This window comes from Pseudomonas sp. AP3_22 TE3818, from assembly GCF_053628995.1.
This window is the reverse complement of record NZ_JBRJHL010000001.1, coordinates 374,711-400,733: the sequence shown is the minus strand read 5'-3', so window position 1 is coordinate 400,733 and position 26,023 is coordinate 374,711. Positions and strand designations below refer to the sequence as shown.

23 protein-coding genes are annotated in these 26,023 nt (G+C 59.8%); 7 read left to right on the top strand and 16 right to left on the bottom strand.

The window, feature by feature from the left end; translation table 11 throughout:
- Positions 1 to 85: 85 nt before the first annotated feature.
- From AB7M25_RS01955 to AB7M25_RS01940, 4 genes are all read right to left on the bottom strand, one after another.
- A complete protein-coding gene (locus tag AB7M25_RS01955; protein WP_429388293.1) occupies positions 86 to 1,003 on the bottom strand; it encodes an SdiA-regulated domain-containing protein in 918 nt (305 codons plus the stop codon).
- Positions 1,004 to 1,120: 117 nt separating this feature from the next.
- Positions 1,121 to 2,047, bottom strand: a complete 927-nt coding sequence (locus tag AB7M25_RS01950) for an SdiA-regulated domain-containing protein (RefSeq protein WP_454236925.1) — start codon at positions 2,045 to 2,047, stop codon at positions 1,121 to 1,123.
- A 145-nt stretch (positions 2,048 to 2,192) separates the two neighbouring features.
- On the bottom strand, positions 2,193 to 2,858 hold the full coding sequence (locus AB7M25_RS01945; RefSeq protein WP_102699606.1) for a fumarylacetoacetate hydrolase family protein: 666 nt from the start codon (positions 2,856 to 2,858) through the stop codon (positions 2,193 to 2,195).
- A gap of 40 nt (positions 2,859 to 2,898) precedes the next feature.
- The gene (locus AB7M25_RS01940) at positions 2,899 to 4,293 is read right to left on the bottom strand and encodes an FAD-binding oxidoreductase (protein WP_429388290.1); all 1,395 of its coding nucleotides are present in this window, start codon (positions 4,291 to 4,293) and stop codon (positions 2,899 to 2,901) included.
- A 204-nt stretch (positions 4,294 to 4,497) separates the two neighbouring features.
- On the opposite strand from AB7M25_RS01940, the gene serA reads away from it, so the two are divergent.
- A complete protein-coding gene (gene serA, locus AB7M25_RS01935) occupies positions 4,498 to 5,727 on the top strand; it encodes a phosphoglycerate dehydrogenase (RefSeq protein ID WP_007976393.1) in 1,230 nt (409 codons plus the stop codon).
- 59 nt (positions 5,728 to 5,786) lie between these two features.
- Here serA and AB7M25_RS01930 read toward each other — a convergent pair whose 3' ends face one another.
- The gene (locus AB7M25_RS01930; RefSeq protein ID WP_104450185.1) at positions 5,787 to 6,212 is read right to left on the bottom strand and encodes a DUF4399 domain-containing protein; all 426 of its coding nucleotides are present in this window, start codon (positions 6,210 to 6,212) and stop codon (positions 5,787 to 5,789) included.
- Between the two features lie 135 nt (positions 6,213 to 6,347).
- Between AB7M25_RS01930 and AB7M25_RS01925 the strand changes: the two genes are divergently transcribed.
- Positions 6,348 to 6,932: a transporter substrate-binding domain-containing protein gene (locus tag AB7M25_RS01925; RefSeq protein ID WP_454236924.1), complete on the top strand. Its 585-nt coding sequence runs from the start codon at positions 6,348 to 6,350 to the stop codon at positions 6,930 to 6,932.
- Between the two features lie 109 nt (positions 6,933 to 7,041).
- Here the strand turns inward: AB7M25_RS01925 and AB7M25_RS01920 are convergent, their stop codons facing one another.
- Entirely contained in the window at positions 7,042 to 7,527 is a 486-nt protein-coding gene (locus tag AB7M25_RS01920) for a DUF523 domain-containing protein (RefSeq protein WP_429388285.1), read from the bottom strand.
- Positions 7,528 to 7,529: 2 nt separating this feature from the next.
- Complete coding sequence (locus tag AB7M25_RS01915; RefSeq protein WP_429388283.1) at positions 7,530 to 8,162, bottom strand: 2OG-Fe(II) oxygenase; 633 nt, start codon at positions 8,160 to 8,162, stop codon at positions 7,530 to 7,532.
- 108 nt (positions 8,163 to 8,270) lie between these two features.
- Here AB7M25_RS01915 and AB7M25_RS01910 point away from each other — a divergent pair, with 108 nt between their 5' ends.
- Positions 8,271 to 9,023: a DUF2059 domain-containing protein gene (locus AB7M25_RS01910; RefSeq protein WP_429388281.1), complete on the top strand. Its 753-nt coding sequence runs from the start codon at positions 8,271 to 8,273 to the stop codon at positions 9,021 to 9,023.
- A 129-nt stretch (positions 9,024 to 9,152) separates the two neighbouring features.
- Here the strand turns inward: AB7M25_RS01910 and AB7M25_RS01905 are convergent, their stop codons facing one another.
- Positions 9,153 to 10,100, bottom strand: coding sequence for an alpha/beta hydrolase (locus AB7M25_RS01905; RefSeq protein WP_429519216.1), 948 nt, complete (start codon positions 10,098 to 10,100; stop codon positions 9,153 to 9,155).
- A gap of 96 nt (positions 10,101 to 10,196) precedes the next feature.
- On the opposite strand from AB7M25_RS01905, the gene AB7M25_RS01900 reads away from it, so the two are divergent.
- Entirely contained in the window at positions 10,197 to 10,778 is a 582-nt protein-coding gene (locus AB7M25_RS01900) for a DUF6436 domain-containing protein (protein ID WP_429388277.1), read from the top strand.
- 103 nt (positions 10,779 to 10,881) lie between these two features.
- Positions 10,882 to 13,281, top strand: a complete 2,400-nt coding sequence (locus tag AB7M25_RS01895) for a penicillin acylase family protein (protein ID WP_429560361.1) — start codon at positions 10,882 to 10,884, stop codon at positions 13,279 to 13,281.
- Between the two features lie 147 nt (positions 13,282 to 13,428).
- Here the strand turns inward: AB7M25_RS01895 and AB7M25_RS01890 are convergent, their stop codons facing one another.
- A complete protein-coding gene (locus tag AB7M25_RS01890; protein ID WP_429388273.1) occupies positions 13,429 to 14,394 on the bottom strand; it encodes a GlxA family transcriptional regulator in 966 nt (321 codons plus the stop codon).
- Between the two features lie 305 nt (positions 14,395 to 14,699).
- Here AB7M25_RS01890 and AB7M25_RS01885 point away from each other — a divergent pair, with 305 nt between their 5' ends.
- Positions 14,700 to 15,341: an HD domain-containing protein gene (locus tag AB7M25_RS01885; protein ID WP_429388270.1), complete on the top strand. Its 642-nt coding sequence runs from the start codon at positions 14,700 to 14,702 to the stop codon at positions 15,339 to 15,341.
- Positions 15,342 to 15,475: 134 nt separating this feature from the next.
- Here AB7M25_RS01885 and AB7M25_RS01880 read toward each other — a convergent pair whose 3' ends face one another.
- The 7 genes from AB7M25_RS01880 to AB7M25_RS01850 form a co-directional block, all read right to left on the bottom strand.
- Positions 15,476 to 16,366, bottom strand: coding sequence for an ABC transporter permease subunit (locus tag AB7M25_RS01880; protein ID WP_104450194.1), 891 nt, complete (start codon positions 16,364 to 16,366; stop codon positions 15,476 to 15,478).
- Entirely contained in the window at positions 16,363 to 17,244 is an 882-nt protein-coding gene (locus AB7M25_RS01875; protein ID WP_240629020.1) for an ABC transporter permease subunit, read from the bottom strand. The genes AB7M25_RS01880 and AB7M25_RS01875 overlap by 4 nt, the downstream gene beginning before the upstream one ends.
- A gap of 35 nt (positions 17,245 to 17,279) precedes the next feature.
- Positions 17,280 to 18,422: an ABC transporter ATP-binding protein gene (locus AB7M25_RS01870; protein WP_007976366.1), complete on the bottom strand. Its 1,143-nt coding sequence runs from the start codon at positions 18,420 to 18,422 to the stop codon at positions 17,280 to 17,282.
- Between the two features lie 72 nt (positions 18,423 to 18,494).
- The gene (locus tag AB7M25_RS01865) at positions 18,495 to 19,592 is read right to left on the bottom strand and encodes a polyamine ABC transporter substrate-binding protein (protein ID WP_454236923.1); all 1,098 of its coding nucleotides are present in this window, start codon (positions 19,590 to 19,592) and stop codon (positions 18,495 to 18,497) included.
- A 241-nt stretch (positions 19,593 to 19,833) separates the two neighbouring features.
- On the bottom strand, positions 19,834 to 20,946 hold the full coding sequence (locus AB7M25_RS01860; RefSeq protein ID WP_007976361.1) for a polyamine ABC transporter substrate-binding protein: 1,113 nt from the start codon (positions 20,944 to 20,946) through the stop codon (positions 19,834 to 19,836).
- Positions 20,947 to 21,134: 188 nt separating this feature from the next.
- Positions 21,135 to 22,499: an aspartate aminotransferase family protein gene (locus AB7M25_RS01855; RefSeq protein ID WP_007976359.1), complete on the bottom strand. Its 1,365-nt coding sequence runs from the start codon at positions 22,497 to 22,499 to the stop codon at positions 21,135 to 21,137.
- Positions 22,500 to 22,558: 59 nt separating this feature from the next.
- Complete coding sequence (locus AB7M25_RS01850; protein ID WP_218473213.1) at positions 22,559 to 23,917, bottom strand: glutamine synthetase family protein; 1,359 nt, start codon at positions 23,915 to 23,917, stop codon at positions 22,559 to 22,561.
- A gap of 667 nt (positions 23,918 to 24,584) precedes the next feature.
- Between AB7M25_RS01850 and AB7M25_RS01845 the strand changes: the two genes are divergently transcribed.
- On the top strand, positions 24,585 to 25,961 hold the full coding sequence (locus AB7M25_RS01845) for a glutamine synthetase family protein (protein ID WP_007976355.1): 1,377 nt from the start codon (positions 24,585 to 24,587) through the stop codon (positions 25,959 to 25,961).
- Positions 25,962 to 26,023 lie beyond the last annotated feature (62 nt).

Below are 26,023 nucleotides of genomic sequence, written 5' to 3'. Positions count from 1 at the left end.
AGCGATGAGGCCTTAATGCTCAACATCGATGTTGACCATTACGCCGCTTTCGCTGGCAAGCCAGCTCCTACAGAAGCCAGCCGGTTTAGGGTTGTGCGGGTTTCTTGAACACGTAGAACAGGTTCGGCTCGCTGACGAGGTACAGCGTACCGTCGTCGTCCACGGCGATCCCCTCCGCTTGCGGCACGGTGTTTTGCAGACCCTGGCGCCCCTTGCCCAACGACATTGTGCTCAGCGGACGCCCGCTCACATCCAGCTCCAGGATCAACCGCGACTCATCCGACAGCGCCAGCAAATGCCCGCTGCGCTCGTCGTATTGCAGGCTCGACAGATCCCGCACGAACATCCCGGCATCACGCTTGGGGTCGTTGATCACGTGTACCGAGTAGGATTCTTCAGGATTGAAGCGCGGGAAACCGTGCACCTCGTAGATCAGCATCGGGTTGCGCTCCTTGGCGACGAACAGGCGCTTGCCCACAGAGTCGTAAGCCAGGCCCTCGAAACCCTTGTTGCCGCCCATGTGGACGCCAATGGTCATCTGCTCGGCGTCCGCCGCATCGACGAAAGTGGTGTCCGGCTCCAGACGAATCTTGATCAGCCGCTGCTGGCTCTCATCAGTGACCACATAGGTGTCCTCACTGATGAACTCCACCGCCTCCGGATCGCCGAAACCGACCAGCGCCACACGGCGCAAAATCCTGCCGTCGAGGGACAACTCGATCAGCTCGCTGTGCTTGTTGGTGACGGTGAACAGACTTTTGCGCACCGGGTCGTAGGTCAACGCTGAAACGTTGTCCGCCAGGCCATCGATCACCTGCGCTTCGGTCACGACCCGGTATTGATCAAGGCCCATGACCTGGGAACTCACCGGCTGCCACAACGTATGCAGATTGAACCAGGCACGCTCGAACAGACGCAGGTATTGGCCGAGCGCAACCAAGGTGATCAGCAAGATCGCCGACAGGATCAGAATCAGGGATTTGGGGCGGGCAAATCGACGCATTCGGGCGGGCTCAGGGTCAAAACAGGCGGATGGAATACCACGCCTGTCTGAACTGAAGCTTAATGGCCACTGGCCCGATCCTACAACCGAGCGAAGACATCCTGCCTATCGTCAACGTCAGTGCTGTTTTTCGAAGCGATAAAACAGGTTCGGCTCACTCACCATGTACAGCGTGCCTGCTTCATCCATGGTCACGCCTTCGGCACGCGGAATGGTGTTTTTCAGGCCGTTGAAGCCACGCAGCAGGGTGATGAAACTGACCTGCTCGCCATTCTTGTCCAGCTCCAGCAACAGGTGCGAGTCGGCGGACAGCGCCAGCATGTGGCCGGTCCGCGGGTCAATGGCCAGCGCCGACAGGTTGCGCATGTCCAGTGCATGACTGGCCAGCTTCAGCTTGTCGCCGGTCAGGACCTTGCCGTCACCTTTCCAGGTAAACAATGCCGGCGGGCGCTCTTCACCCAACACCAGTTGCTGATTGCCCGGATCCCAGGTAACAGCCTCAAAGGCTTTGTTCTGGTCTTTGGAAGGGCCGAGGTCGTATTTCGTGAAGTCGGCGATGTTCAGTTCGCGGGTGTCGGCATCGACCTTGACGATAGCGATCAGATGCTCGCGCTCATCGACAATGGCCAGTCGGCCGTCGCCCAGCACGGTGACGCCCTCCGGGTTGCTCCAGCCGACCAAAGGCATTTTGCGCAACACATCACCCTGCAGGTTCAACTCGACCAGGAAGGGGTTCTTGCCCATGACCGAAAACAGGGTCTTGGTCTGAGGGTCATAGGCCACGTCCGATGCTTCGTCCTTCTCCATGCCCGGCAACGGCTTGGCATCGATCACCGCCCGATAGTCCGGCAGCCAGATACTGGCCTGACGCTCGGCCGGGCTTTTGAATTGCTCTTTCACCCAGAGCACGCCCCGCGCATCCCAGTGCATGGCAAATGCAACGCCGTAGGCGACAACGGCCACCAACAGCAGCCAGGTGTGCCAACGCAGGGCGAAACGTGAGCGGCGGGCAGGTTTAAGCGCGGATAGCGGAGGAGTGACCATTGGGGAATGCGTTCCAGAAATTCAGGCTAGGGGTAATAGCTGTAGGAGCTGGCTTGCCAGCGAAAGCGGTGTAACAGTCAACATGGATGTTGAATGTTGAGGCCTCTTCGCTGGCAAGCCAGCTCCCACAGGGTACAGCGGCGAACTAGCGAACGCTGCTGCTGAAGCGGCTGGCGCCCGGCAGTTCCAGGACGATCTCGTCACCGACATTCAGCGGACCGACGCCCACTGGCGTGCCGGTGAGGATCACATCCCCGGCCTGCAACGAGAAGCAGCCGGCCATGTGCTGGATCATCGGCACGATCGGGTTGAGCATTGCGCTGCTGTTGCCGTCCTGGCGCACTTCGCCATTGATGGTCAGGCGGATGCCGATGTCGGTCAGGTCGGCAAAGGTGCTGCCTGACACGAACGGAGCAATCACCGCCGCACCGTCGAAGGACTTGGCGATTTCCCACGGCAAACCCTTGGATTTCAGCTCGGCCTGCTTGTCGCGCAGGGTCAGGTCCAGGGCCGGGGCGAAACCGGAGATGGCGTCGAGCACTTCTTCACGGCTTGGCTTGGTCGACAACGGCTTGCCGATCAACACCGCGATTTCCGCCTCGTAGTGCACCGAGCCGCGCTCGGTGGGAATGCTGAAACCGCCTTCCAGCGGCACCACGCAACTGCCTGGCTTGATAAACAGCAGTGGCTCGGTCGGCACCGGGTTATCCAGTTCCTTGGCGTGCTCGGCGTAGTTGCGGCCGATGCACACCACTTTCCCCAACGGGAAATGAATACGCGTACCGTCGACATACTGGTGCTGATAGCTCATTTACCGTCTCCTGCCTTCAAAGGTGCGTAAGGGTTGCAGCTCAAACCGCGAAGATCTTGCCCGGGTTCATGATGCCGTTCGGGTCGAACACTGCCTTGACCGCTTTCATGTACTCGATCTCGACCGGCGAACGGCTGTAGGTCAAGTAATCCCGCTTGGTCATGCCCACGCCGTGCTCGGCGGAGATCGAACCGTTGTACTTCTCGACGGTTTCGAACACCCACTTGTTGACGGTCGCGCACTTGGCGAAGAACTCGTCCTTGCTCAGGTTATCCGGCTTGAGGATGTTCAAGTGCAGGTTGCCGTCGCCGATGTGGCCGAACCAGACGATTTCGAAATCGGGGTAGTGTTCGCCGACGATCGCGTCGATTTCCTTCAGGAACGCCGGGACTTTCGACACGGTGACCGAGATGTCGTTCTTGTACGGCGTCCAGTGGGAGATGGTTTCGGAAATGTACTCGCGCAGCTTCCACAGGTTCTGCAGCTGGGTTTCGCTCTGGCTCATCACGCCGTCCAGCACCCAGCCTTGCTCGACGCAGTGCTCGAAGGTTTCCAGGGCGTGGTTGGCCACCTCTTCGGTGGTCGCTTCGAATTCCAGCAGCGCGTAGAACGGGCAGTCGGACTCGAACGGCGCCGGCACGTCACCACGGGCCATGACCTTGGCCAGGGCCTTGTCGGAGAAGAATTCGAAGGCGGTCAGGTCGAGTTTGCTCTGGAAGGCGTGCAGCACTGGCATGATCGAGTCGAAATCGGCGGTGCCGAGGACCATCGCAGTCAGGTTTTTGGGCGCGCGATCAAGGCGCATGGTCGCTTCGACCACGAACCCGAGTGTGCCTTCGGCCCCGATGAACAGCTGGCGCATGTCGTAGCCGGTGGCGTTCTTGATCAGGTCGCGGTTCAGTTCCAGCACGTCGCCCTTGCCGGTGACGACTTTCATGCCAGCGACCCAGTTACGGGTCATGCCGTAGCGAATCACCTTGATCCCGCCGGCATTGGTGCCGATATTGCCGCCAATCTGGCTCGATCCTGCCGAAGCGAAGTCCACCGGGTAGTACAGGCCGTTTTCTTCGGCCACGTTCTGCAGGTGCTCGGTGACCACGCCCGGCTGACAAACGGCGGTGCGGTCAGTGAGGTTCACGTCGAGGATCTGGTTCATGTAGTCGAACGACACGACCACTTCGCCATTGGCCGCCACGGCAGCAGCGGACAGCCCGGTACGGCCACCGGACGGCACCAGCGCGATCTTGTGTTTATTGGCCCACAGGACGATGGCCTGGACCTGCTCGGTGGTCTTGGGGAACACGATGGCGGTCGGGGCCGGGGCGAAATGCTTGGTCCAATCCTTACCGTAAGCATTCAGGGAGTCGGCATCGGTCAGCACCTTGCCAGGCTCAACCAGGGTCTTCAGCTCTTCAATCAGGGCAGGATTGGTCATCGACAGAACTCTCGAACAATTCATGGTCATCCTGAGAACGCTTCACGTCGCAGGAATGAGTGTTTAGCGGGGCGCATATGCTAGCATACCGACCCCGCAGCATAGTGCCCAACGGCTATTCTGCGGCGACGGCTGTCATGCCGCTCGGGTCAGCGTCTGTTGACCATTTCCTGCCAATTTTCTCCGGGATACAGGTTTACGCAGATGAGCAAGACTTCTCTCGATAAGAGCAAGATCAAGTTCCTTCTTCTCGAAGGCGTCCACCAATCGGCTGTCGACGTCCTCAAGGCGGCGGGCTACACCAGCATCGAGTACCTCACAGGTTCTCTGCCGGAAGCCCAGCTCAAGGAAAAGATCGCCGATGCTCACTTCATCGGCATTCGCTCCCGTACTCAACTGACCGAAGAGATCTTCGATCACGCGAAGAAGCTGGTGGCGGTCGGCTGTTTCTGCATCGGCACCAACCAGGTCGACCTGGACGCTGCCCGCGAACGCGGTATCGCGGTGTTCAACGCGCCCTACTCCAACACCCGTTCCGTAGCGGAGCTGGTGCTGGCCGAAGCGATCCTGCTGCTGCGCGGCATCCCTGAGAAGAACGCTTCCTGCCACCGTGGCGGCTGGATCAAGAGCGCGGCCAACTCCTTCGAGATCCGTGGCAAGAAGCTGGGCATCGTCGGTTACGGCTCGATCGGTACTCAACTGTCGGTCCTGGCGGAAGGCCTGGGCATGCAGGTGTACTTCTACGACACCATCACCAAGCTGCCTTTGGGTAACGCTACTCAGGTAGGCAACCTGCACGAGCTGCTGGCGATGTCCGACATCGTTTCGCTGCACGTACCGGAAACCGCCGCCACCCAGTGGATGATGGGCGAGAAAGAAATCCGTGCCATCAAGAAAGGCGGCATCCTGATCAACGCCGCCCGCGGCACCGTAGTCGAACTGGACCACCTGGCGGCCGCCATCAAGGACAAGCACCTGATCGGCGCGGCCATCGACGTATTCCCGGTGGAGCCACGCTCCAACGACGAAGAGTTCGAAAGCCCGCTGCGTGGCCTGGACAACGTGATCCTGACCCCGCACATCGGCGGTTCTACCGCTGAAGCCCAGGCCAACATCGGTCTGGAAGTTGCGGAAAAACTGGTCAAGTACAGCGACAACGGTACTTCGGTATCGTCCGTGAACTTCCCGGAAGTGGCCCTGCCGGCTCACCCTGGCAAGCACCGCCTGCTGCACATCCACGAAAACATTCCGGGCGTACTCAGCGAGATCAACAAAGTCTTCGCCGAAAACGGCATCAACATCTCCGGTCAGTTCCTGCAGACCAACGAGAAGGTCGGCTATGTGGTGATCGACGTCGACGCCGAGTACTCGGACCTGGCGCAAGAGAAGCTGCAACACGTCAAAGGCACCATCCGTAGCCGTGTGTTGTTCTGATCGCGGCTTGAGCCAAAAAAGGGAGCCTTCGGGCTCCCTTTTTCATTGACGCAACAACGTTACTTGACGTTGACGGTGATCTTCTCGGAAACGATCGGCGGATCGAACGGCATGTGGTTGCTATCGCCCAGTTCAAGCTGCAGGGTGTGCTTGCCCGGCGTGAGCGTGACTTCAGCCTGGGTCTGCGCGGCGCCGAAATGCTGGTGGTTGGCATCTTTGGGGATCGGCGCTCCGGCGGCCGGCAGCTCATCGACATCGATCAGCAAATGGTGATGACCGGTGTTCTTGGTGGTATCGCCCGCCGGTGCCAAGGCAATATTCTCAACAGCGAACTTGACGACCACAGTCTGTGGAACAGTCGCGCCGTCCTTGGGAGACACGATGGACACTTCGGCGCCTTTGGGAGCCGGCGTTGCAGCACTGGCCAGCACCGAAACACCCATCAACAGGCCAGCCAAAGCAGCACGTGACATAAAGGTTTTCATTCTCTTCTCCAGTTTTTTCGTAAAATCCGCGTGGCCATGACAACTTCATGGCCATTCGTTGTCGAAGGCACTCGACAACCATAGCAAAGCGAGCCTGAATCAGAGGGTCGCGATAATAAATTCAAAGGAGTGACCATGCGCTTTCTGCCTGGCCTGATCTGCCTGCTACCCCTTCTGAGCCCTTTGGCTCATGCCGAACTGATTGATGACGTCAACGACCGGGGCGAGTTGCGCATAGCCGTTGAAGCCAACACTCCCCCATTCAACTACAAGGATGGCGACAAGCTCACCGGCTTCGAAGTCGAACTGGGCCAACTGCTGGCAAGTGAACTCGATGTCCGGGCCGACTTTGTCGTCACCGACGGCAGCGATCTGCTGACCGGCGTCGAAAGCGGCAAATACGACATCTCTATCAACCACATAGCAGTGACCCCGGATCTCAGTGATCGTTTCGATTTCAGCGAACCTTACGTTCAAGCCCAGGCGCAATTGATCGCGCAGAAAGAAGAGCCGCGCTCCATTCTGCTGGTGCAGTCGTTGACCGAAGAGAAGCCCAAAACCAACCCGGCCGTGAACCTGGCGATTCCGTTTCAGAAGGGAAATCCGGCGTTCCATGCCAGCCTGGAAAACGCCTTGCAGCGAATCAAGGATGATGGGCGACTGCACGCGCTGGAGCAGAAGTGGTTGGGGGCGGAGGCGGATGTGGTGCCGAAACAATAACCTGTAGGAGCTGGCTTGCCAGCGATGAGGCCATGACATTCAACGACTATGTTGCCTGTTATACCGTCATCGCTGGCAAGCCAGCTCCTACAAGGATAGGTGTTCGGTGTTAGTTCAGTGCTGCCAAGGCTGCCGCTGCTTGCGGCAACTCCAGCTCACTGAATACCTGCACCCCGTGGCGCTTGAGCAGCGCCGCCGTCACGCCCTCGCCACTGACCTTCACACCGCTGAACGTCCCGTCATAGGTCAGCAGATTGCCGCAGGACGGGCTGTTGGCCTTGAGGACGGCAATGCGGATGCCGTGTTTTTGCACCAGTTCCAGCGCCTGATATGCCCCCGACAAAAACTGCGCGCTGACGTCCTCGCCCTCGGTAGTGATCACTGCGGCCTGGCCATCGAGGACTTGCGCGCCCTGCCCGCCTGGAATTTCCGCGGCCGCCCGAGGCGTTGGCAAACCGCCGGCGACCTCCGGGCACAACGGTACGATCCGACATTCGTCAAGCCATTGCTGAAGCTGATCGAAGGGCCCGCTGGCCCCGCCATCGTAACGAACGCGGTGGCCCAACAGGCAGCGGCTGACGAGAATTTTCTGCATGATCAGAACGGCTCGTTGCCGCGCCGCCGGAACCAGCCCGTCAGCGACAGGCGATCGCGGGTCGCGGGCAGGACTTCGTGGGGAACCTCTCCGGAGAGAAACACCACCAGGCAGCCGCCGGTAGGTTGCACGTCGTGGACTCGATCGTTGTTGAGGTACATGCGCAACGAGCCGCCGTGCTCGGGAAGCCAGCCGTCATTGAGGTAAACCACCGCTGAAACCATGCGCCGGTCGTCATCGCGAAAGCGATCGACATGCTTGAGGTAGAACGCCCCGGGCGGGTACATCGCAAAATGGCTTTCGAAATCCTCCAGGCCGAGAAACAGACCGCGATTGATCGCCTCGCGCAGGCTGTCCATCAAACTCAGATAGCTGTCGCAAGCCTCGGCCTGACCGGGGTCGATCCACTGGATATGGTCGCCGCGAATCCCTTCGCGGATCTCCGACGACGGCCCACGACCGACAGCAGCCGGAGCCAGCTCACCCTCGGCAGCACGTTTGCGACACTCGGCCGCCAGCGCTCGGGTCAGGTCCTGAGGCAGGAAAATATTCTGCTGCGACCAGCCGTGCTCGGCCAGGTCGTCGACGATTCGTAACAGCAGCGGGTGATCAGAGGATATTTGCATGGCGCGCATAGTATTCCTGTGCCCGAAAATCCGACAGAGCCGCGCAGCGGGTTGATACGAATTCTCGACAAGTACGGATGCCACACGGAGAATAGTCGCCTGCTGACTGGAGTCCCTATGCGCCGTTTGCTTTTATCACTGCTGATGTTCTGCGTTTTGCCCGCCTGGGCAGACGGCCACGACCAGTTGTACAAGGTCGCCGGCTGGCCGGAACAACGCGCGCATTTCAACGACGCTCTCTCGGCTGCCCAGCAACGCTACCAGGGCAGCCTGCCTCCGGCGGTGTATCAGGCGCTGGTCAATAACAGCAATCAGCGATTTTCCGCCCAGGCCGTGGACCAGCGCGCCGAAGCGCAATTGCGCAAGAACCTCGCCGATCCAAAACCTGCACTGACGTTTTTCCAGTCGCCCCTGGGCAAGAAAATCGTCGCTGCCGAGTTGCTGGCGACCCGTCGCGACCAACTGGCGAAAAATGCCAAGGGCTTGCCAAAGATGCAGGCCAGCGATAGCCGCCTGCTGATCATCGGCCACCTGGCACAAGCGCTGCCTGCTCGCGAGGCCGGCGCGGAAGTCAGCCTGGCGATTGCCGGTGTGGCCGCCGACAGCCTGAGTTCGATGATCCCGGGGTTGCTCGGTGCCGGTCAGGCCCAGGGCATGCTCAACGGCCAACGCCAGCGCCTGATGGACCAGATTGGCAGCGACCTGAACAACACGCTGCTGTATGTCTATCGCGACCTGTCGGACGACGAGCTGGAAGAGTTCGCGACCTTTGCCGAATCGACGCAAGGCCAGGCTTACTATCGGGCGGCACTGGCAGCGATTCGCGCGGGGTTGGCGGTAGGGCAGAGCAATTCGAACCTGACCCAGTGATTTTTAGCGCCAGATAAATCGCTTTCGCGGGCAAGCCCGCTCCCACAATGCTTTGAGTCAACCCACTATTTTGTGATCACCGCGAAACCTGTGGGAGCGGGCTTGCCCGCGAAGGGGCCGGAACTGTCACTAAGGATTCCGACCCTTGATCCGCTTGGTCAAGAACCCTAAATACTCCGTGCGCATCGCCAGTGTTTCATTCGCCAGATGATGCCGCGCCTCAGGCAACATCAAAACCTGCGGCCTATCAAACTTGCCCCGCAACACTTCAAGGTTATGCTCCCAATCCACGGTCATGTCCGCCTGCCCTTGCACGATCAGCGGCCGCCTGGTGCTGACCGGCGCCGCTTCAACGCGTTTGATCCAGCGTGCCAGCGCGCCCACCCAGGCCGTCGGCAGACGTAGCGGCTGCAAGGGATCGGCTTGCAGGAACGGCAGAAAGGCCGGGTCGTTGGAGTTCTCGCTGAAGCGCCGGGCGATGGCTTTGACGAAAGGCCTGAGCAAGTAATAGCTCAGATGCGACCAACCCCACGCTCGCGGCCGCACCAACGGTGCCAACAGGATCACCTGACCCTGGGCCGGGCTGCTCGCCCCCGCATTCAACACATGATCGATCACGATCGCCCCACCGGTACTTTGCCCGCACAGGTGCCACGGTTGCGGCAATTCGAGGGATTGCGCCTCGCTGAACAACCCTTGCAGCGTGTCCTGGTACTCGGCGAAATCCTTGATACTCGCCCGCTCACCACTGGACAAGCCATGCCCCGGCAGGTCGCAGGCAATCACCGCAAAGCCTTGGTCCAGCGCCCATTCGATCACATGCCGGTATAGCCCGGTGTGGTCGTAAAAGCCGTGGATGACAAACAGCGTCGCCTTCGCCCGCTCGGGCCACCAGAACTGGCTGACCAGTTCATAGCCATCGACCTCGAAGCGCCCAAGACCGCTGCGCACCTGGCGCGGTGAAAAATCCAGTCCGTAGAACTGCTGGTAGGCCTTTGCCTGCGCCGACAACGGCTGCCCGGCCGCCAGTGGCAGCAAGCTTGCACGTAGAAGATCAGGGTCGAAAGTGGCCGGCATGGACGATTCCAGAGCGTGAAACGGACTTTATAGGCCTGCGATATTCTTCTGTCGCGGCAAGCATGGCAAGCTAGCCGACCTTCGAGGACTGAACCGATGCGCCCGCCCCTTCGCGCCACCCTGTTTGCCAGCCTGCTCGCCGTGGTGTGCGCCGGCGTATTGTGGGCGGCCTACGACTGGTTCCAGGGGCGTTACCTGCGGGCGTTCAGCGACCACACTGCAATGTTTTCGGGTGATCCGCTGCGCCTTCCCGAAGACCTCGCAGGCCCTGGCGCCATCCGCCTGGTGCATTTCTGGGACCCGGCCTGCCCGTGCAACGTCGGCAATCAACAACATCTGACCGAACTGGTCGAGCGCTATGTCCCCCATGGCGTGGAATTCTATGCCGTGCAAAAACCCGGTAGCCATGGCCAGTTACCGGGCACCTTGAGCCGCCTGAAAACCATCGACGTCCTGCCCGGCTCCGAACAGATCCCCGCCAGCCCGGCCGTGGCGATCTGGGACCGTAGCGGCAAACTGGCGTATTTCGGCCCCTACAGCGAAGGCCTGACCTGCAATTCCAGCAACAGCTTTATCGAACCCATCCTGCAAGCGCTCGATGAAGGCCGAGCGGTGAGTGCCACGCACACACTGGCGGTGGGGTGTTACTGCCCGTGGCCTGTCGAGCCGGCGAAATAGGCAAAGACACGCCAATACGAATCCCTCCTACGGGCGATGCGCCAAACCGGCGCGTCGTGTTACACAGTGGCACCAGGAATCACAATAACAACAAGGAGTCTCCATGAAACGCAGCCTGACCGCTCTCGCGCTGTTGATCGTCGTGCTGGCCACCGGAGCCGGCTGGTACCTCTACAGTAAGCAGCCGTCACGCCAGGGCATGGTCGAACTGCAACACCTGCAAGGCTCAGTCACTGTGCGCTACGACGAGCGCGGCGTTCCGCATATCCGCGCCGACAACGAAACCGACCTGTACCGCGCGCTCGGCTACGTGCATGCCCAGGACCGCTTGTTCCAGATGGAAGTCCTGCGTCGTCTGGCTCGTGGCGAACTGGCCGAGGTGCTCGGGCCGAAGCTGCTCGACACCGACAAACTGATGCGCAGCCTGCGCATTCGCGAACGCGCTGAAACCTACTTCGCCAATCTCGACAAACAGTCGCCTTCTTTCATCGCCATGCAGGCTTATCTGGACGGCATCAACCAGTATCAGGACAGCCACGCCAAACCCGTGGAGTTCGATGTACTGGGCATTCCAAAACGTCCGTTCACCGCCCAGGACACCATCAGCATCGCCGGTTACATGGCCTACAGTTTTGCGGCGGCATTTCGTACCGAACCCTTGCTGACATTCGTGCGCGATCAACTGGGCCTCGACTACCTGAGCGTTTTCGATCTCGACTGGCAGCCCAAAGGCGTGCTCAACGGGACCGCACCCTCCCTGGCCAGCGCCGACTGGAAGGACCTCAACGCCCTCGCCCGCCTGAGCGAACAGGCCTTGGCTGACAACGGCCTGCCCCAGTTCGAGGGCAGTAACGCCTGGGTCGTCGCGGGCAGCCGGACCCAAAGCGGCAAGCCGCTACTGGCGGGCGATCCGCATATCCGTTTTTCCGCGCCGTCGGTGTGGTACGAAGCACAACTCTCGGCGCCGGGCTTCGAACTCTACGGGCACTACCAGGCCTTGATGCCGTTCGCCTCCCTGGGCATGAACAACGACTTCGGCTGGAGCATCACCATGTTCCAGAACGACGACCTCGACCTGATCGCCGAGAAGGTCAACCCGGACAATCCCAATCAGGTCTGGTATCGCGGCAAGTGGGTGGACATGGTCATCAGCGAACAGAAGATTGCGGTCAAGGGCCAGGAACCGGTGACGCTGGTGCTGCGCCAGTCGCCCCACGGCCCGATCGTCAACGATGCCTTGGGCAGCGGCGTCGGCAAGACACCGATTGCCATGTGGTGGGCGTTTCTCGAAAGCCAGAACCCGATTCTGGACGGTTTCTACCAGCTCAACCGCGCCGACACCCTGGTCAAGGCCCGCAGTGCCGCGGCGAACATCCAGGCACCGGGCCTGAACGTCGTATGGGCCAATGCCAAGGGTGACATCGGCTGGTGGGCGGCGGCGCAACTGCCGAAACGTCCGGCGGGTGTACGCCCATGGTTCATCCTCGACGGCAGCACCGCCGAGGCCGACAAGGATGGCTTCTATCCGTTCAGCGCCAACCCTCAGGAAGAAAACCCGGCGCGGGGCTACATCGTCTCGGCCAACTTCCAGCCGGTGTCGCCGACCGGCATGGAGATTCCCGGCTATTACAACCTTGCCGATCGCGGCCAGCAGCTCAATCGTCAGCTCAGCGACAAAGCCGTGAAATGGGACCTGGAAAGCAGCCAGAAACTGCAGCTGGGCACTACCACCGCCTACGGCCCGCGCTTGCTGGCGCCGCTGCTGCCGGTGTTGCGCGACGTGGTGAGCGACCCCGCCGAACTCAAACTGGTGGAGCAACTGGCCCAGTGGAAAGGCGACTACCCGCTCGATTCCACTAGCGCCACGCTGTTCAACCAGTTCCTGTTCAATCTGGCTGACGCGACGATGCACGATGAACTGGGCAACGACTTTTTCGAAACACTGCTCTCGACCCGGGTGATCGACGCCGCGCTTCCCCGCCTGGCCGCCAGTGCCGATTCACCGTGGTGGGACAACCGCAGCACCCTCGGCAAGGAAACCCGCGCCGACACGGTGAAGGCCGCCTGGCAAGCCAGCCTCGCACACCTCAAGAGCACCTTCGGCGCAGACGCCTCGCAATGGCAGTGGGGTAGCGCGCACACCTTGACCCATGGTCATCCGCTGGGGCAGCAAAAGCCGTTGGACCTGGTCTTCAACGTCGGCCCCTTCGCCGCACCCGGCAGCCATGAAGTGCCGAACAACCTATCGGCGAAGATTGGCCCGGCACCCTGGCCCGTCACCTACGGCCCTTCGACCCGGCGCCTGATCGACTTCGCCGACCCGGCCCACAGCCTGACTGTCAACCCGGTTGGCCAGAGCGGCGTAGTGTTCGACAGTCACTACGATGATCAGGCCGAGGCCTACATCGAGGGAATGTACTTCCAGGCGCATCTCAATGATGAAGAAGTCACGGCCAATACCCGCAGCACCTTGAAGCTGTTGCCGGCGCGGGCGGCTCAGTAATTTTGCATTGGCTGGACCGGCCCCTTCGCGGGCAAGCCCGCTCCCACAGGGATTTGTGTCGAACACAAATTTTGTGAACACCAGAGAAACCCTGTGGGAGCGGGCTTGCCCGCGAAGGGGCCCGCAAGAGCAATGCAAATTCATGGTTCAAACCATCGCCGCAAAATTCAACCTGAACTGCTGCGGCGTCACCCCCAATCTGCGATTGAACACACTGCGCATGTGCTGGGCATCGCGGAAACCGCATTGATAGGCCACGGTCTTGAGCGGCGCACGAGTGCTTTCGAGCATCACCCGCGCCGCATCGACCCGCGCGCGTTCGACGAACTCGGCCGGGGTGATTTTCGCTTCCCTGGCAAACACCCGCGAAAAATTGCGCGCGCTCATGTTGGCCGCATTGGCCAGGTCGGCGATGGCTAAATCGCCCGTCAGGTTGGCCAGCACGTAATGCTGGACCATCGCCACCGCCGAATCCGGTTCGGCGTGGGGCGTGAGGAACGGGCTGAACTGTGACTGCCCACCCGAACGCTGGGTGAACACCACCAGCCGCTTGGCGACATTCAATGCCACTTCCGGCCCGTGATCCCGGCCCAATAGATACAACGACAGATCGATCCCCGCTGTGACCCCGGCCGAGGTGAACAGGTCGCCGTCCTCAACGTACAGTCGATCCGCTTCCACCCGGGACGAGGGGCACAACGTCGCCAGATCCGATGCGTCCTGCCAATGCGTGGTGACCGTGCGCCCCTCCAGCAACCCGGCGCGGGCGAGCATGAAGGCACCGTTGCAGATCGAGCCGAACCGGTGCGCCCGCCCGCAGGCCCCGCGCAGCCAGGTGTCGAACGCCACGCCGAAACTCATGAACGGCAATTGCGGCCCGCCAGCCACCAATAACAAGTCGTACACCTCGAGCGCTTCGCTGAAATGCCGATGGGCATTGAGTGCCAAACCGTTGGAGCACGCCATCATCCCCTGCTCGACGCCGATCACCTCCAGCCGATAGTGATCCTGCGGGGCAAGGAATCGATTGGCCTCGGAAAACACATCCATGGGGCCGGTGACATCCAGCGACTGGACGCCGGCGAAGACCACGATGGCGATGGTTTTACTCATGAGATGAATTGCCCTCAATGGCTATGGATACGCCGTACATCTGTAGGAGCGAGCTTGCTCGCGATGCACGTGAGGACACCGCGTTCATCCAGGCGGCCAGCGTCATCGTTGAACTCCATCGCGAGCAAGCTCGCTCCTACAGGGTTTGCATGCACCCTAGCCAAACCGAGCGCAACAAGCGAGGTTGGCGCGATATGCATGCTCATTGGCCGGGATCGCAGCCATGGCGCGATTGTCCGGATTCGGGGGGCGGAACAGACTGGAACCCTCAGCGCCACCCAGGCGTTCACGACGAGGAAAACTCCATGAGCACCACCATCGCCGGCATCAGGATCCCCGACAGCGCGCTGGCCAAGGCCACCACCGAATACATCCGTGACATCGAATCGGACCTGCTCTTCCACCACTCGCGTCGGGTCTTTCTGTTCGGCGCCCTGAGCGGCGAGCGCAAGCAATTGGCCTACAACCCGGAGTTGCTGTACGTCGGCGCGATGTTCCATGACCTGGGCCTGGTGGAGGGACACCGCAGCGACAACGAGCGCTTCGAAGTCGATGGCGCCAATGCGGCAGCCGCATTTCTCAAGCCTTACGGGCTGAGCGACGACGATATCGAGCAGGTCTGGCTATCGATTGCCCTGCACACCACACCGGGCGTTCCTCAGCACTTGCGGCCCACCGTGGCGCTGGTGACGGCGGGTGTCGAGATGGACGTGCTGGGCATGGACTACGCGGCGTTCTCTACCGTGCAGCGTGAAGCGGTGGTGCATGCGCATCCACGGGGCGAGGGGTTCAAGGAGTGCATCATCTGTGCGTTTGCCGATGGCTTGCGTCATCGTCCGCAGACTACGTTCGGGAATGTGAAGACGGATGTGCTGGCGGATCAGCAGCCGGGATTCAAGCCGATGAATTTCGTCGAGGTCATTCGCCAATCCCCTTGGGTCGCCTGAAACCTTGTAGGAGCCGGCTTGCTGGCGATGGTGTGTCAGTCGAAATCAATGTGACTGCCACACCATCGCCAGCAAGCCGGCTCCTACAGTGGATTCGGGTTGGCCACAAAGTTGTGGTCAACCCGATTTCAGGCTCAAGCCGCTTCCGGTGCCTGTGCGCGACGCACGTCCGGTTGCTTCCACGAATCGGCGGCTGCTTCTTCGATCGCTTGCTGGATCGCACGACGACGGCCTTCTTCGGCGCGACGACTGAAGAACCAGACCAGGAAAGTCACGATGGACACCGCCAGCAGGATCAGGCTGGCCACGGCGTTGATCTCGGGTTTCACGCCCAGACGTACCGCCGAGAACACCTCCATCGGCAGGGTCGTGGACCCCGGGCCCGACACGAAGCTCGCCAGCACCAGGTCATCCAGCGACAGGGCGAACGACATCATGCCGCCCGCTGCCAGCGACGGCGCGATCATCGGAATCGTGATCAGGAAGAACACTTTCCACGGTTTCGCGCCCAGGTCCATGGCCGCTTCTTCGATGGACAGGTCCAGCTCGCGCAAGCGTGCCGAAACTACCACCGCCACATAGGCCGCACAGAACGTGGTGTGGGCGATCCAGATGGTGACGATGCCGCGTTCCTGTGGCCAGCCGATCATCTGCGCCATGGCCACGAACAGCAGCAACAGCGACAGACCGGTGATCACCTCAGGCATCACCAGCGGCGCGGTCACCAGGCCACCGAACAGGGTGCGGCCCTTGAAGCGCGTAATACGCGTCAGGACGAACGCCGCCAGGGTACCCAGCGCCACCGCCGCCACCGCCGTGTAGCAGGCGATTTCCAGCGAGCGCACCACCGAACCCATCAGTTGCGAGTTGTCGAGCAGGCCGACGTACCACTTGATCGACCAGCCGCCCCACACCGTCACCAGTTTCGAGGCGTTGAACGAGTAGATCACCAGGATCAGCATCGGCAGGTAGATGAACAACAGCCCCACTACCAGCATCAGGCTGGAGAAACGGAAGCGCTTCATTCTTTACCCTCCATTTCCTTGGCCTGACTGCGGTTGAACAGGATGATCGGCACAATCAGGATCGCCAGCATCACCACCGCCAGGGCAGACGCCACCGGCCAGTCACGGTTGTTGAAGAACTCTTGCCAGAGCACTTTACCGATCATCAGGGTTTCCGGGCCGCCGAGCAGTTCCGGGATCACGAACTCACCGACCACAGGGATGAACACCAACATGCAGCCGGCGATGATGCCGTTTTTCGACAGCGGCACGGTGATTTTCCAGAAGCTGTTGAAGGTGCTCGAACCCAGGTCGGACGCGGCTTCCAGCAGGCTCTGGTCGTGCTTCACCAGGTTGGCGTACAGCGGCAGGATCATGAACGGCAGGTAGGAATAAACCACACCGATGTAGACCGCCAGGTTGGTGTTGAGGATCTGCAGCGGCTCGTTGATCCAGCCCATGCTCATCAGGAAACCGTTGAGCAGGCCGTTGTTGCTGAGGATGCCCATCCACGCATACACGCGGATCAGGATCGCGGTCCAGGTCGGCATCATGATCAGCAGCACCAGCACCGTCTGCACTTCCTTGCGGGCAACGGAGATGCCGTAGGCCATCGGGTAGCCGATCAGCAGGCAGAGGATGGTGCTGAACAGCGCCATCTTCAACGAGCCAAGATAAGCGGCGATGTACAGCTCGTCACCGGCCAGCATCGCGTAGTTGCCCAGGTTAAGCAGCAACTGCAGCTTCTGCTCGGCGTAGCTGTAGATTTCGGTGTAGGGAGGAATGGCCACGTCCGCTTCGGCGAAGCTGATCTTCAAGACGATGAAGAACGGCAGCATGAAGAACAGGAACAGCCAGATGAAGGGAACCCCGATGACCATCTGACGGCCACCGGGAATTATTCGATTGAGTCGACGCTTGAATTTGCGCATGTTCATGAGCGAAGTACCACGCCGCTATCGTCTTCCCAATACACGTAGACCTGATCGCCCCAGGTCGGCCGCTGGCCACGGCGCTCGGCGTTGGCGACGAAGGACTGGACGATCTTGCCGCTCGGCAATTCGACGTAGAACACCGAGTGGCCGCCGAGGTAGGCAATGTCGTGCACCTTGCCACTGGACCAGTTGTATTCACAGGTCGGCATGGTCGGGGTCACGAGCAGTTTTTCCGGACGGATCGCGTAGGTCACGGATTTGTCTTGCACCGAGGTGCTGATGCCGTGGCCCACATAGATCTTCCGGTCGAGGTCCTTGCAGGTGATGATCGCGTGGCCCTCGGCATCGTCAATCACTTCACCGTCGAAGATGTTGACGTTACCGATGAATTCACAGACCAGGCGGCTGGTCGGGGTTTCGTAGATGTCGATCGGGCTGCCGATCTGGGCGATCCAGCCCAGGTGCATGATCGCGATGCGCTCGGCCATGGTCATGGCCTCTTCCTGGTCGTGGGTCACCATGACGCAGGTTACGCCGACGCGCTCGATGATCTCCACCAGCTCCAGCTGCATCTGCGAACGCAGCTTCTTGTCCAGGGCGCCCATCGGTTCGTCGAGCAGCAGCAGCTTCGGACGCTTGGCCAGGGAACGGGCCAGGGCCACACGCTGACGCTGGCCACCGGACAACTGGTGCGGCTTGCGCTTGGCGTACTGGCTCATCTGTACCAGCTTGAGCATGTCGGCCACCCGCGCATCGACTTCGGCGGCCGGCAGTTTGTCCTGCTTGAGGCCGAAGGCGATGTTCTGCGCCACGGTCATGTGCGGGAACAAGGCGTAGGACTGGAACATCATGTTGATCGGCCGCTCGTAGGGCGGCATGTCGGTGATGTCTACGCCATCGAGGAAAATGCGCCCCTCCGTGGGCCGTTCGAAACCTGCGAGCATGCGCAGCAATGTGGACTTGCCCGATCCCGAGCCGCCGAGCAGGGCGAAGATCTCGCCTTTCTTGATTTCCAGGGACACATCGTCCACGGCAATCGTCTCGTCGAACTTCTTCGTGACCCGGTCGATTTTGACCAGCACCTGCTTAGGTTGCTGGTCGCCCTCGAGGGCTTTCTTATAGGCGCCGGAGGCAACTGCCATTTACGAAACTCCCAAAAAAAAGAGTGCAGTTCGCTCAAGGTGAGCCAACCTTGGATAGTTTGAGCCTTGAAACTATTTACCCGACTTGACCATGGTCCAGCTGCGGGTCATCAGGCGTTGAATCTTCGGTGGCAACTCGACGGACACGTAGGTCTTGTCGAGCACCTCTTGCGGTGGATAAACCGCTTCGTCGGTGCGAATGGACTGTTCCATCAGTTTGTCCGACCCCGGGTTAGGGTTGGCATAGCCGACGTAATCGCTGACCTGGGCGATAACCTCGGGTTTCAGCAAATAATTGATGAACGCGTGGGCCTCCCTGGGGTTGGCCGAATCCTTCGGAATCGCCAGCATGTCGAACCAGAGAGCGCCGCCTTCTTTCGGAATGGCGTAGGCGATGTTGATGCCTTTCTTGGCTTCCTGGGCACGGTTGCGGGCCTGGAAGATGTCGCCGGAGAACCCGACCGCCACGCAGATATCGCCGTTGGCCAGGTCGGTGATGTACTTGGACGAGTTGAAGTAGGTAACGTAGGGCCGCACGGCCAGCAACTTGGTGGTCGCCTTCTTGTAGTCTTCCTCGTTGGTGCTATTGGCGTTCAGGCCCATGTAGTTAAGGACCGTCGGCATCATTTCATCAGCGGAATCGAGGAACGCCACGCCGCATTTGTGCAGCTTCTTGATGTTTTCTGGCTCGAACAGCACGCTCCAGGAGTCAATCTTGTCGACACCCAGCACGGCCTTGACCTTGTCGACGTTGTAACCGATGCCGTTGGTGCCCCACAGGTAAGGCACGGCGTACAGGTTGCCCGGATCGTTCTGCTCCAGGCGCTTGAGCAGCACCGGGTCGAGGTTCGAATAGTTCGGCAGCTGCGACTTGTCGAGCTTCTGGAAAGCGCCGGCCTTGATCTGCTTGCCGAGGAAGTGATTGGACGGCACGACCACGTCATACCCTGTATGCCCGGCCAGCAACTTGCCTTCCAGGGTTTCGTTGGAATCAAAGACGTCGTAGACCGGCTTGATCCCGGTCTCTTTCTGGAAGTCCGCCAGGGTGCTCTCGCCGATGTAATCCGACCAGTTATAAATATGCACGGTGCCGGCGGCCTGGACACTGACGGCAATCGTCAGCCCGGCGCCCACCAGCATGGCATTGCGCAATAAAGAAAAAATAGGCACGTGGAGGTCCTCTGAAATTAGTTGGGCCCAAGTTGCCCAGCGTTACATGACAACCGTGATTGCCCAGCAACAAAACCGGCGCGCAACTTACCCTCGAAAAACCGTTCCAGCAAAACTTTTATGCAGACCCTTGTAGGAGCGAGCTTGCTCGCGATGAAACTGAGAGCAACGCGGGGTGTCAGGCACCCAGTGTCATCGTTGACGACCATCGCGAGCGGGCTCGCTCCTACAGGGGTTTTACTTATTTACCCGATTTGATCTTGGTCCAGCTGCGGGTCATGATCCGCTGGGTCGCGGCCGGCAAGTCGGCAATCGCGTACAGCTTGGCCAGCACGTCCGCTGGCGGGTAAACGCCCGGGTCGCTGGTGATGTCTTTATCGACCAACGCAGTTGCAGCCGCGTTACCGTTCGGGAAACGCACGGCGTTGGTGATTTCAGCCATGATTTCCGGCTTTTGCAGGAAGGTCATGAACTTGTAGGCGCCTTCGACGTTTTCGGCATCTTTAGGGATGGCGACCATGTCGTAGAAGCTGCCGGCACCTTCTTTCGGAATGTTGTAGCTGACTTTCACCTTGTCACCGGCTTCGGCAGCGCGGGATTTGGCCTGGTAAATGTCACCCGAGTAACCCACGGCCACGCAGATGTTGCCGTTGGCGAGGTCGGAGATGTACTTGGACGAGTGGAAGTAGGCGATCGAAGGACGGACCTTCATGATCAGCGCTTCAGCCTTGTCGATGTCTTCTTTCTTCTGGCTGTCGGTTGGCAGGCCCAGGTAGTGCAGCGCCACCGGAATCATCTCGGTTGGCGAGTCCAGCAGGCTGATACCGCACGCTTTCAGCTTGGCGGCGTTTTCAGGTTTGAAGATCAGGTCCCAGGAATCGACCGGTGCGTCGGCACCCAGTGCTGCCTTGACCTTCTCGGCGTTGAAGCCGATACCGATCGAACCCCACATGTACGGGAAGGCGTGCTCGTTGCCCGGGTCGCTCACGGAAACGGCCTTGAGCAGGTCGGTGTTCAGGTTCTTCCAGTTAGGCAGCTTGGACTTGTCCAGCTTCTGGTAGACCCCAGCCTTGATCTGCTTGGCCAGGAAGTTGTTCGACGGTACGACGATGTCGTAGCCGGACTTGCCTGCCAGCAACTTGGCTTCCAGGGTTTCGTTGCTGTCGAAGACGTCATAGACAACCTTGATGCCCGACTCGTCTTCAAACTTCTTGACGGTGTCCGGTGCGATGTAGTCGGACCAGTTGTACACGTGCAGTACTTTGTCATCGGCCTGAACCGCGCCCGCCATCAAACCCATAACGGACATGGCAAGCAGAGTCTTGCCAGCGAGCTTTTTACCTAGTGCCTTCATGCGTAATGCTCCAAATTTTTCTTTTTTGAACCACTTGTTCAGCGACCGAACCCGGGCAACTGGAACCGCGGCTAGTCTGGCAAGATCCACATCGGTCTTTCAAGGAAACGGCCACGCTTTCTGACAGTTCTGAGCGAAAGTTCCTACTTCATATGCAGAACTTCGGACTTCCGCTCAGAGCCTAGCACTTAGCCCTGCAATGCACTCAGGGTCAGGTCAAGGCACTTGCGAGCCTTGGTCACCAGCTCATCGATTTCCGCCGGTGTAATCACCAGTGGCGGTGCGATGATCATGGTGTCGCCGACGGCGCGCATGATCAGGCCGTTGTCGAAGCAGAACTGGCGGCAGATCATGCCGACACCCTTGCCCTCGTAACGCTTGCGCGTGGCCTTGTCCTGGACCAGTTCGATGGCCCCCAACAAACCGACCCCACGAACTTCACCTACCAGCGGGTGATCGTTCAGTTCCCGCAGACGCTTTTGCAAATACGGTGCCGTTTCTGCATGGACGCGCTCGATAATTTTCTCGTCGCGCATGATGCGGATGTTTTCCAGCGCCACCGCAGCCGCCACCGGGTGACCGGAGTACGTGAAGCCGTGGTTGAAGTCGCCGCCTTCGTTCAGGACTTCCACCACTTCGTCACGCACGATCAGGCCGCCCATCGGGATGTAGCCCGAGGTCAGGCCCTTGGCGATGGTCATCATGTCCGGCTTGAGGCCGTAGAAATCGCTGCCGAACCACTCGCCGGTACGACCGAAACCACAAATCACTTCGTCAGCCACGAACAGGATGTCGTACTTGGCGAGGATTTCCTTGATGCGCGGCCAGTAGGTGTCTGGCGGAATGATCACGCCACCGGCGCCCTGGATCGGCTCCGCAATAAAGGCACCGACGTTGTCGACGCCAACCTCCAGAATCTTTTCTTCCAGCTGATTGGCCGCCCACACACCGAATTCTTCCGGGGTCATGTCGCCGCCTTCGGCGAACCAGTACGGCTGGGCAATGTGGACGATTCCCGGGATCGGCAAGTCGCCCTGTTCATGCATGTACGTCATGCCACCCAGGCTCGCACCGGCCACGGTGGAACCGTGATAGCCATTCTTGCGGCTGATGATGACTTTCTTGTTCGGCTGGCCCTTGATTGACCAATAGTGACGAACCATGCGCAGCATGGTGTCGTTGCCTTCAGAGCCGGAACCGGTGAAGAACACATGGTTCATGCCTTGCGGCGCGATGTCGGCGATGGCCTTGGCCAGCTCCAGTACCGGCGGGTGCGCCGTCTGGAAGAACAGGTTGTAGTAAGGCAGCTCGCGCATCTGTTTGCTGGCGGCATCGGCCAGTTCATCGCGACCATAACCAATCGCGACACACCACAGGCCGGCCATGCCGTCGAGGATCTTGTTGCCTTCGCTGTCCCAGAGGTAAACGCCCTTGGCATTGGTGATGATCCGCGGGCCTTTCTCTTTCAGCTGTTTGAAATCGCTGAACGGGGCCAGGTGGTGATCATTGCTCAAGGTTTGCCATTCACGGGTTTGCGGATTGTTGCTGGTCATACGAATCTCCTAAAAAAATCAGGTGAAGGCGCCATTAGAGAACAACGGCGCCCGGCGTATCAGACGGCAAAGAGCAGGAATTCCCTTTCCCACGAACTGATCACGCGCTTGAAGTTTTCATGCTCGGCCCGCTTGACCGCGACGTAGCCAGTGATGAAATTTTTGCCAAGGTAACGCTCGATGGTCGCGCTGTTTTCCATGCGTTCCAGCGCGTCTTCGATGGTCAGCGGCAGGCGCAGGTTGCGGCGTTCATAGCCACGCCCTACCACCGGCGCACTCGGATTCAGGCCTTCAACCATGCCGATGTACCCGCAGAGCAGGCTTGCAGCAATCGCCAGGTACGGGTTGGCATCGGCGCCCGGCAGGCGGTTTTCCACCCGACGGTTCTGCGGCCCGGCATCCGGAACCCGCAGGCCCACGGTGCGGTTCTCTTCGCCCCACTCGACGTTCACCGGCGCCGAGGTATCGGGCAGGAAGCGGCGGAACGAGTTGACGTTGGGGGCGAACAGCGGCAACAGCTCGGGAATGAGTTTCTGCAGGCCACCGATGTGGTGCAGGAACAACTGGCTCATGGTCCCGTCGTCATTGGAGAAGATGTTCCTGCCGGTCTCGATGTCGATGATGCTCTGGTGCAAATGCATGGCACTGCCCGGCTCGCCGGTCATCGGCTTGGCCATGAAGGTCGCGGCCACGTTGTGCTTGAGCGCAGCCTCGCGCATGGTGCGTTTGAACACCAGGATCTGGTCGGCCAGGGACAGGGCATCGCCGTGACGGAAGTTGATTTCCATCTGCGCCGTGCCGTCTTCATGAATCAGCGTATCGAGGTCAAGGTCCTGCAGTTCACACCAGTCGTAGACGTCTTCGAACAGCGGATCGAACTCGTTCGCCGCTTCAATGGAGAACGACTGACGACCGGTTTCCGGGCGACCGGAGCGGCCGACCGGCGGCTGCAGCGGGTAGTCCGGGTCGTCACTGCGCTTGGTCAGGTAAAACTCCATTTCCGGCGCCACGATGGGCTGCCAGCCTTTGTCGGAATAGAGTTTCAGGACCTTCTTGAGCACGTTGCGCGGCGACAGCTCGATCGGGTTGCCTTGCTTGTCGTAGGTATCGTGGATAACGATGGCGGTCGGCTCAATAGCCCACGGCACCAGGTACACCGCACTCTGGTCGGGACGGCAGATCATGTCGATGTCGGCCGGATCGAGCAGTTCGTAATAGATGTCGTCTTCGACGTAATCGCCCGTCACAGTCTGCAGCAGAACGCTTTCTGGCAGGCGCATGCCTTTTTCGGCGATGAATTTGTTGGTCGGCGAAATCTTGCCCCGGGTAATCCCGGTCAAGTCGGCGATCATGCATTCGACTTCTGTGATCTTGTGGTTTTTCAACCAATCGGTGAGCTGGTCGAGGTTGTTACTCATAAATGCCTCTAGGCTTGAGTTGTCTGACCCTTTTAAGGTCAGGCGTTGTTTGACGCATCGGCGTCGCGGTGTAGAGCGTTTCTGCGGCAGATTATCGTGTTTGCCAACTCTGCCGCAGAGGCCGGGCGTGCAGAATCACGAGCATTGCCCCGAACGATGGTCAGGCCGCTATTGTGAATCGGTTCTATATTGAATGGAGTAACCGTAATGGGGGTGCCATCGCGACCGTCCAGAATATCGGACGGGGACGGGTGAACCGTCGCGGACGGGAGGATCACCGCAAGCGCCGAGACCACGGAACGGACGGACGTGTCATCACTGATGTGATAAACATGCCGACCGAGCTGTCTTGAGCAGTCGGTGACGCCGATTATCGGCAGGCGAGACATGAAGCACCCCGGTATTATTGCTGTTATGGGTTTGATTCGAGCTTAGCCTTGTTCATTTTTTTACACAACACCCCCGTAAAAAATACAACACGGCCCGCTCAAGCTCGCGGCCGCCACTACGTCAAGCGGAGTAAAATCGCCCCAAAGTGCCTCAAAAAAGCCACACGAGCGCTTTTTTAGGGCAAAAAAGGCCTCGCTTGACTTCGGCATGCCGTTCGGGTTGACTGAAACCAGAAAAGATCAATGATTGATATTTTTAACAACAAAGGTGTTGCATCATGTCGGTACCCCCGCGTGCCGTTCAGCTTAACGAAGCGAACGCGTTCCTTAAGGAACATCCTGAGGTTCTGTACGTTGACCTTCTGATTGCGGATATGAATGGTGTGGTGCGCGGCAAGCGCATCGAACGCACCAGCCTCCACAAGGTTTACGAGAAAGGCATCAACCTGCCGGCCTCTCTATTTGCTCTGGATATCAACGGCTCGACGGTGGAAAGCACCGGCCTGGGCCTGGACATCGGTGATGCTGACCGAATCTGCTATCCAATCCCCGATACCCTGTGCAACGAGCCATGGCAGAAACGCCCGACCGCGCAACTGTTGATGACCATGCACGAACTCGAAGGCGAACCCTTCTTCGCCGACCCGCGTGAAGTGCTGGCCAATGTGGTGCGCAAGTTCGACGAAATGGGCCTGACCATCTGCGCCGCGTTCGAACTGGAGTTCTACCTGATCGACCAGGAGAACGTGAACGGTCGTCCGCAACCACCTCGCTCGCCGGTTTCCGGCAAACGTCCGCACTCGACCCAGGTCTACCTGATCGACGACCTCGACGAATACGTCGACTGCCTCCAGGACATCCTGGAAGGTGCCAAAGAGCAAGGCATTCCAGCCGACGCCATCGTCAAGGAAAGTGCCCCGGCGCAGTTCGAAGTGAACCTGCATCACGTGGCCGACCCGATCAAGGCCTGCGACTACGCGGTCCTGCTCAAGCGCCTGATCAAGAACATCGCCTACGACCATGAAATGGACACCACCTTCATGGCCAAGCCTTACCCAGGCCAGGCGGGTAATGGTCTGCACGTCCACATCTCGATTCTCGACAAAGACGGCAAGAACATTTTTGCCAGTGAGGATCCCGAGCAGAACGCCGCACTGCGTCACGCGATCGGCGGTGTGCTCGAGACCCTACCGGCGCAGATGGCTTTCCTCTGCCCGAACGTCAACTCCTACCGTCGTTTCGGCGCACAGTTCTACGTGCCGAACTCGCCGTGCTGGGGCCTGGACAACCGTACCGTAGCGATTCGCGTGCCGACCGGTTCTGCCGATGCCGTGCGCATCGAACACCGTGTGGCCGGCGCCGATGCCAACCCGTACCTGCTGATGGCTTCGGTCCTGGCAGGTGTGCACCACGGTCTGGTCAACAAGGTCGAGCCTGGCGCTCCGGTCGAAGGCAACAGCTACGAGCAAAACGAGCAAAGCCTGCCGAACAACCTGCGTGATGCGCTGCGCGAGCTGGACGACAGCGAAGTCATGGCCAAGTACATCGATCCGAAATACATCGATATCTTCGTGGCCTGTAAAGAGAGCGAGCTGGAGGAGTTCGAACACTCCATCTCCGACCTCGAGTACAACTGGTACCTGCATACCGTGTAAGCGGTTGCGGTAGTGAAGAAACGCCGCCGGCCTCTCAGCCTGCGGCGTTTTTTTATGGCCGC

Bases quoted from the DNA above. Each gene is read 5' to 3' on its own strand.
- AB7M25_RS01955 (WP_429388293.1), bottom strand. From the start codon at position 1,003: ATGCGTCGATTTGCCCGCCCCAAATCCCTGATTCTGATCCTGTCGGCG.
- AB7M25_RS01950 (WP_454236925.1), bottom strand. From the start codon at position 2,047: ATGGTCACTCCTCCGCTATCCGCGCTTAAACCTGCCCGCCGCTCACGT.
- AB7M25_RS01945 (WP_102699606.1), bottom strand. From the start codon at position 2,858: ATGAGCTATCAGCACCAGTATGTCGACGGTACGCGTATTCATTTCCCG.
- AB7M25_RS01940 (WP_429388290.1), bottom strand. From the start codon at position 4,293: ATGACCAATCCTGCCCTGATTGAAGAGCTGAAGACCCTGGTTGAGCCT.
- serA (WP_007976393.1), top strand. From the start codon at position 4,498: ATGAGCAAGACTTCTCTCGATAAGAGCAAGATCAAGTTCCTTCTTCTC.
- AB7M25_RS01930 (WP_104450185.1), bottom strand. From the start codon at position 6,212: ATGAAAACCTTTATGTCACGTGCTGCTTTGGCTGGCCTGTTGATGGGT.
- AB7M25_RS01925 (WP_454236924.1), top strand. From the start codon at position 6,348: ATGCGCTTTCTGCCTGGCCTGATCTGCCTGCTACCCCTTCTGAGCCCT.
- AB7M25_RS01920 (WP_429388285.1), bottom strand. From the start codon at position 7,527: ATGCAGAAAATTCTCGTCAGCCGCTGCCTGTTGGGCCACCGCGTTCGT.
- AB7M25_RS01915 (WP_429388283.1), bottom strand. From the start codon at position 8,162: ATGCGCGCCATGCAAATATCCTCTGATCACCCGCTGCTGTTACGAATC.
- AB7M25_RS01910 (WP_429388281.1), top strand. From the start codon at position 8,271: ATGCGCCGTTTGCTTTTATCACTGCTGATGTTCTGCGTTTTGCCCGCC.
- AB7M25_RS01905 (WP_429519216.1), bottom strand. From the start codon at position 10,100: ATGCCGGCCACTTTCGACCCTGATCTTCTACGTGCAAGCTTGCTGCCA.
- AB7M25_RS01900 (WP_429388277.1), top strand. From the start codon at position 10,197: ATGCGCCCGCCCCTTCGCGCCACCCTGTTTGCCAGCCTGCTCGCCGTG.
- AB7M25_RS01895 (WP_429560361.1), top strand. From the start codon at position 10,882: ATGAAACGCAGCCTGACCGCTCTCGCGCTGTTGATCGTCGTGCTGGCC.
- AB7M25_RS01890 (WP_429388273.1), bottom strand. From the start codon at position 14,394: ATGAGTAAAACCATCGCCATCGTGGTCTTCGCCGGCGTCCAGTCGCTG.
- AB7M25_RS01885 (WP_429388270.1), top strand. From the start codon at position 14,700: ATGAGCACCACCATCGCCGGCATCAGGATCCCCGACAGCGCGCTGGCC.
- AB7M25_RS01880 (WP_104450194.1), bottom strand. From the start codon at position 16,366: ATGAAGCGCTTCCGTTTCTCCAGCCTGATGCTGGTAGTGGGGCTGTTG.
- AB7M25_RS01870 (WP_007976366.1), bottom strand. From the start codon at position 18,422: ATGGCAGTTGCCTCCGGCGCCTATAAGAAAGCCCTCGAGGGCGACCAG.
- AB7M25_RS01860 (WP_007976361.1), bottom strand. From the start codon at position 20,946: ATGAAGGCACTAGGTAAAAAGCTCGCTGGCAAGACTCTGCTTGCCATG.
- AB7M25_RS01855 (WP_007976359.1), bottom strand. From the start codon at position 22,499: ATGACCAGCAACAATCCGCAAACCCGTGAATGGCAAACCTTGAGCAAT.
- AB7M25_RS01850 (WP_218473213.1), bottom strand. From the start codon at position 23,917: ATGAGTAACAACCTCGACCAGCTCACCGATTGGTTGAAAAACCACAAG.
- AB7M25_RS01845 (WP_007976355.1), top strand. From the start codon at position 24,585: ATGTCGGTACCCCCGCGTGCCGTTCAGCTTAACGAAGCGAACGCGTTC.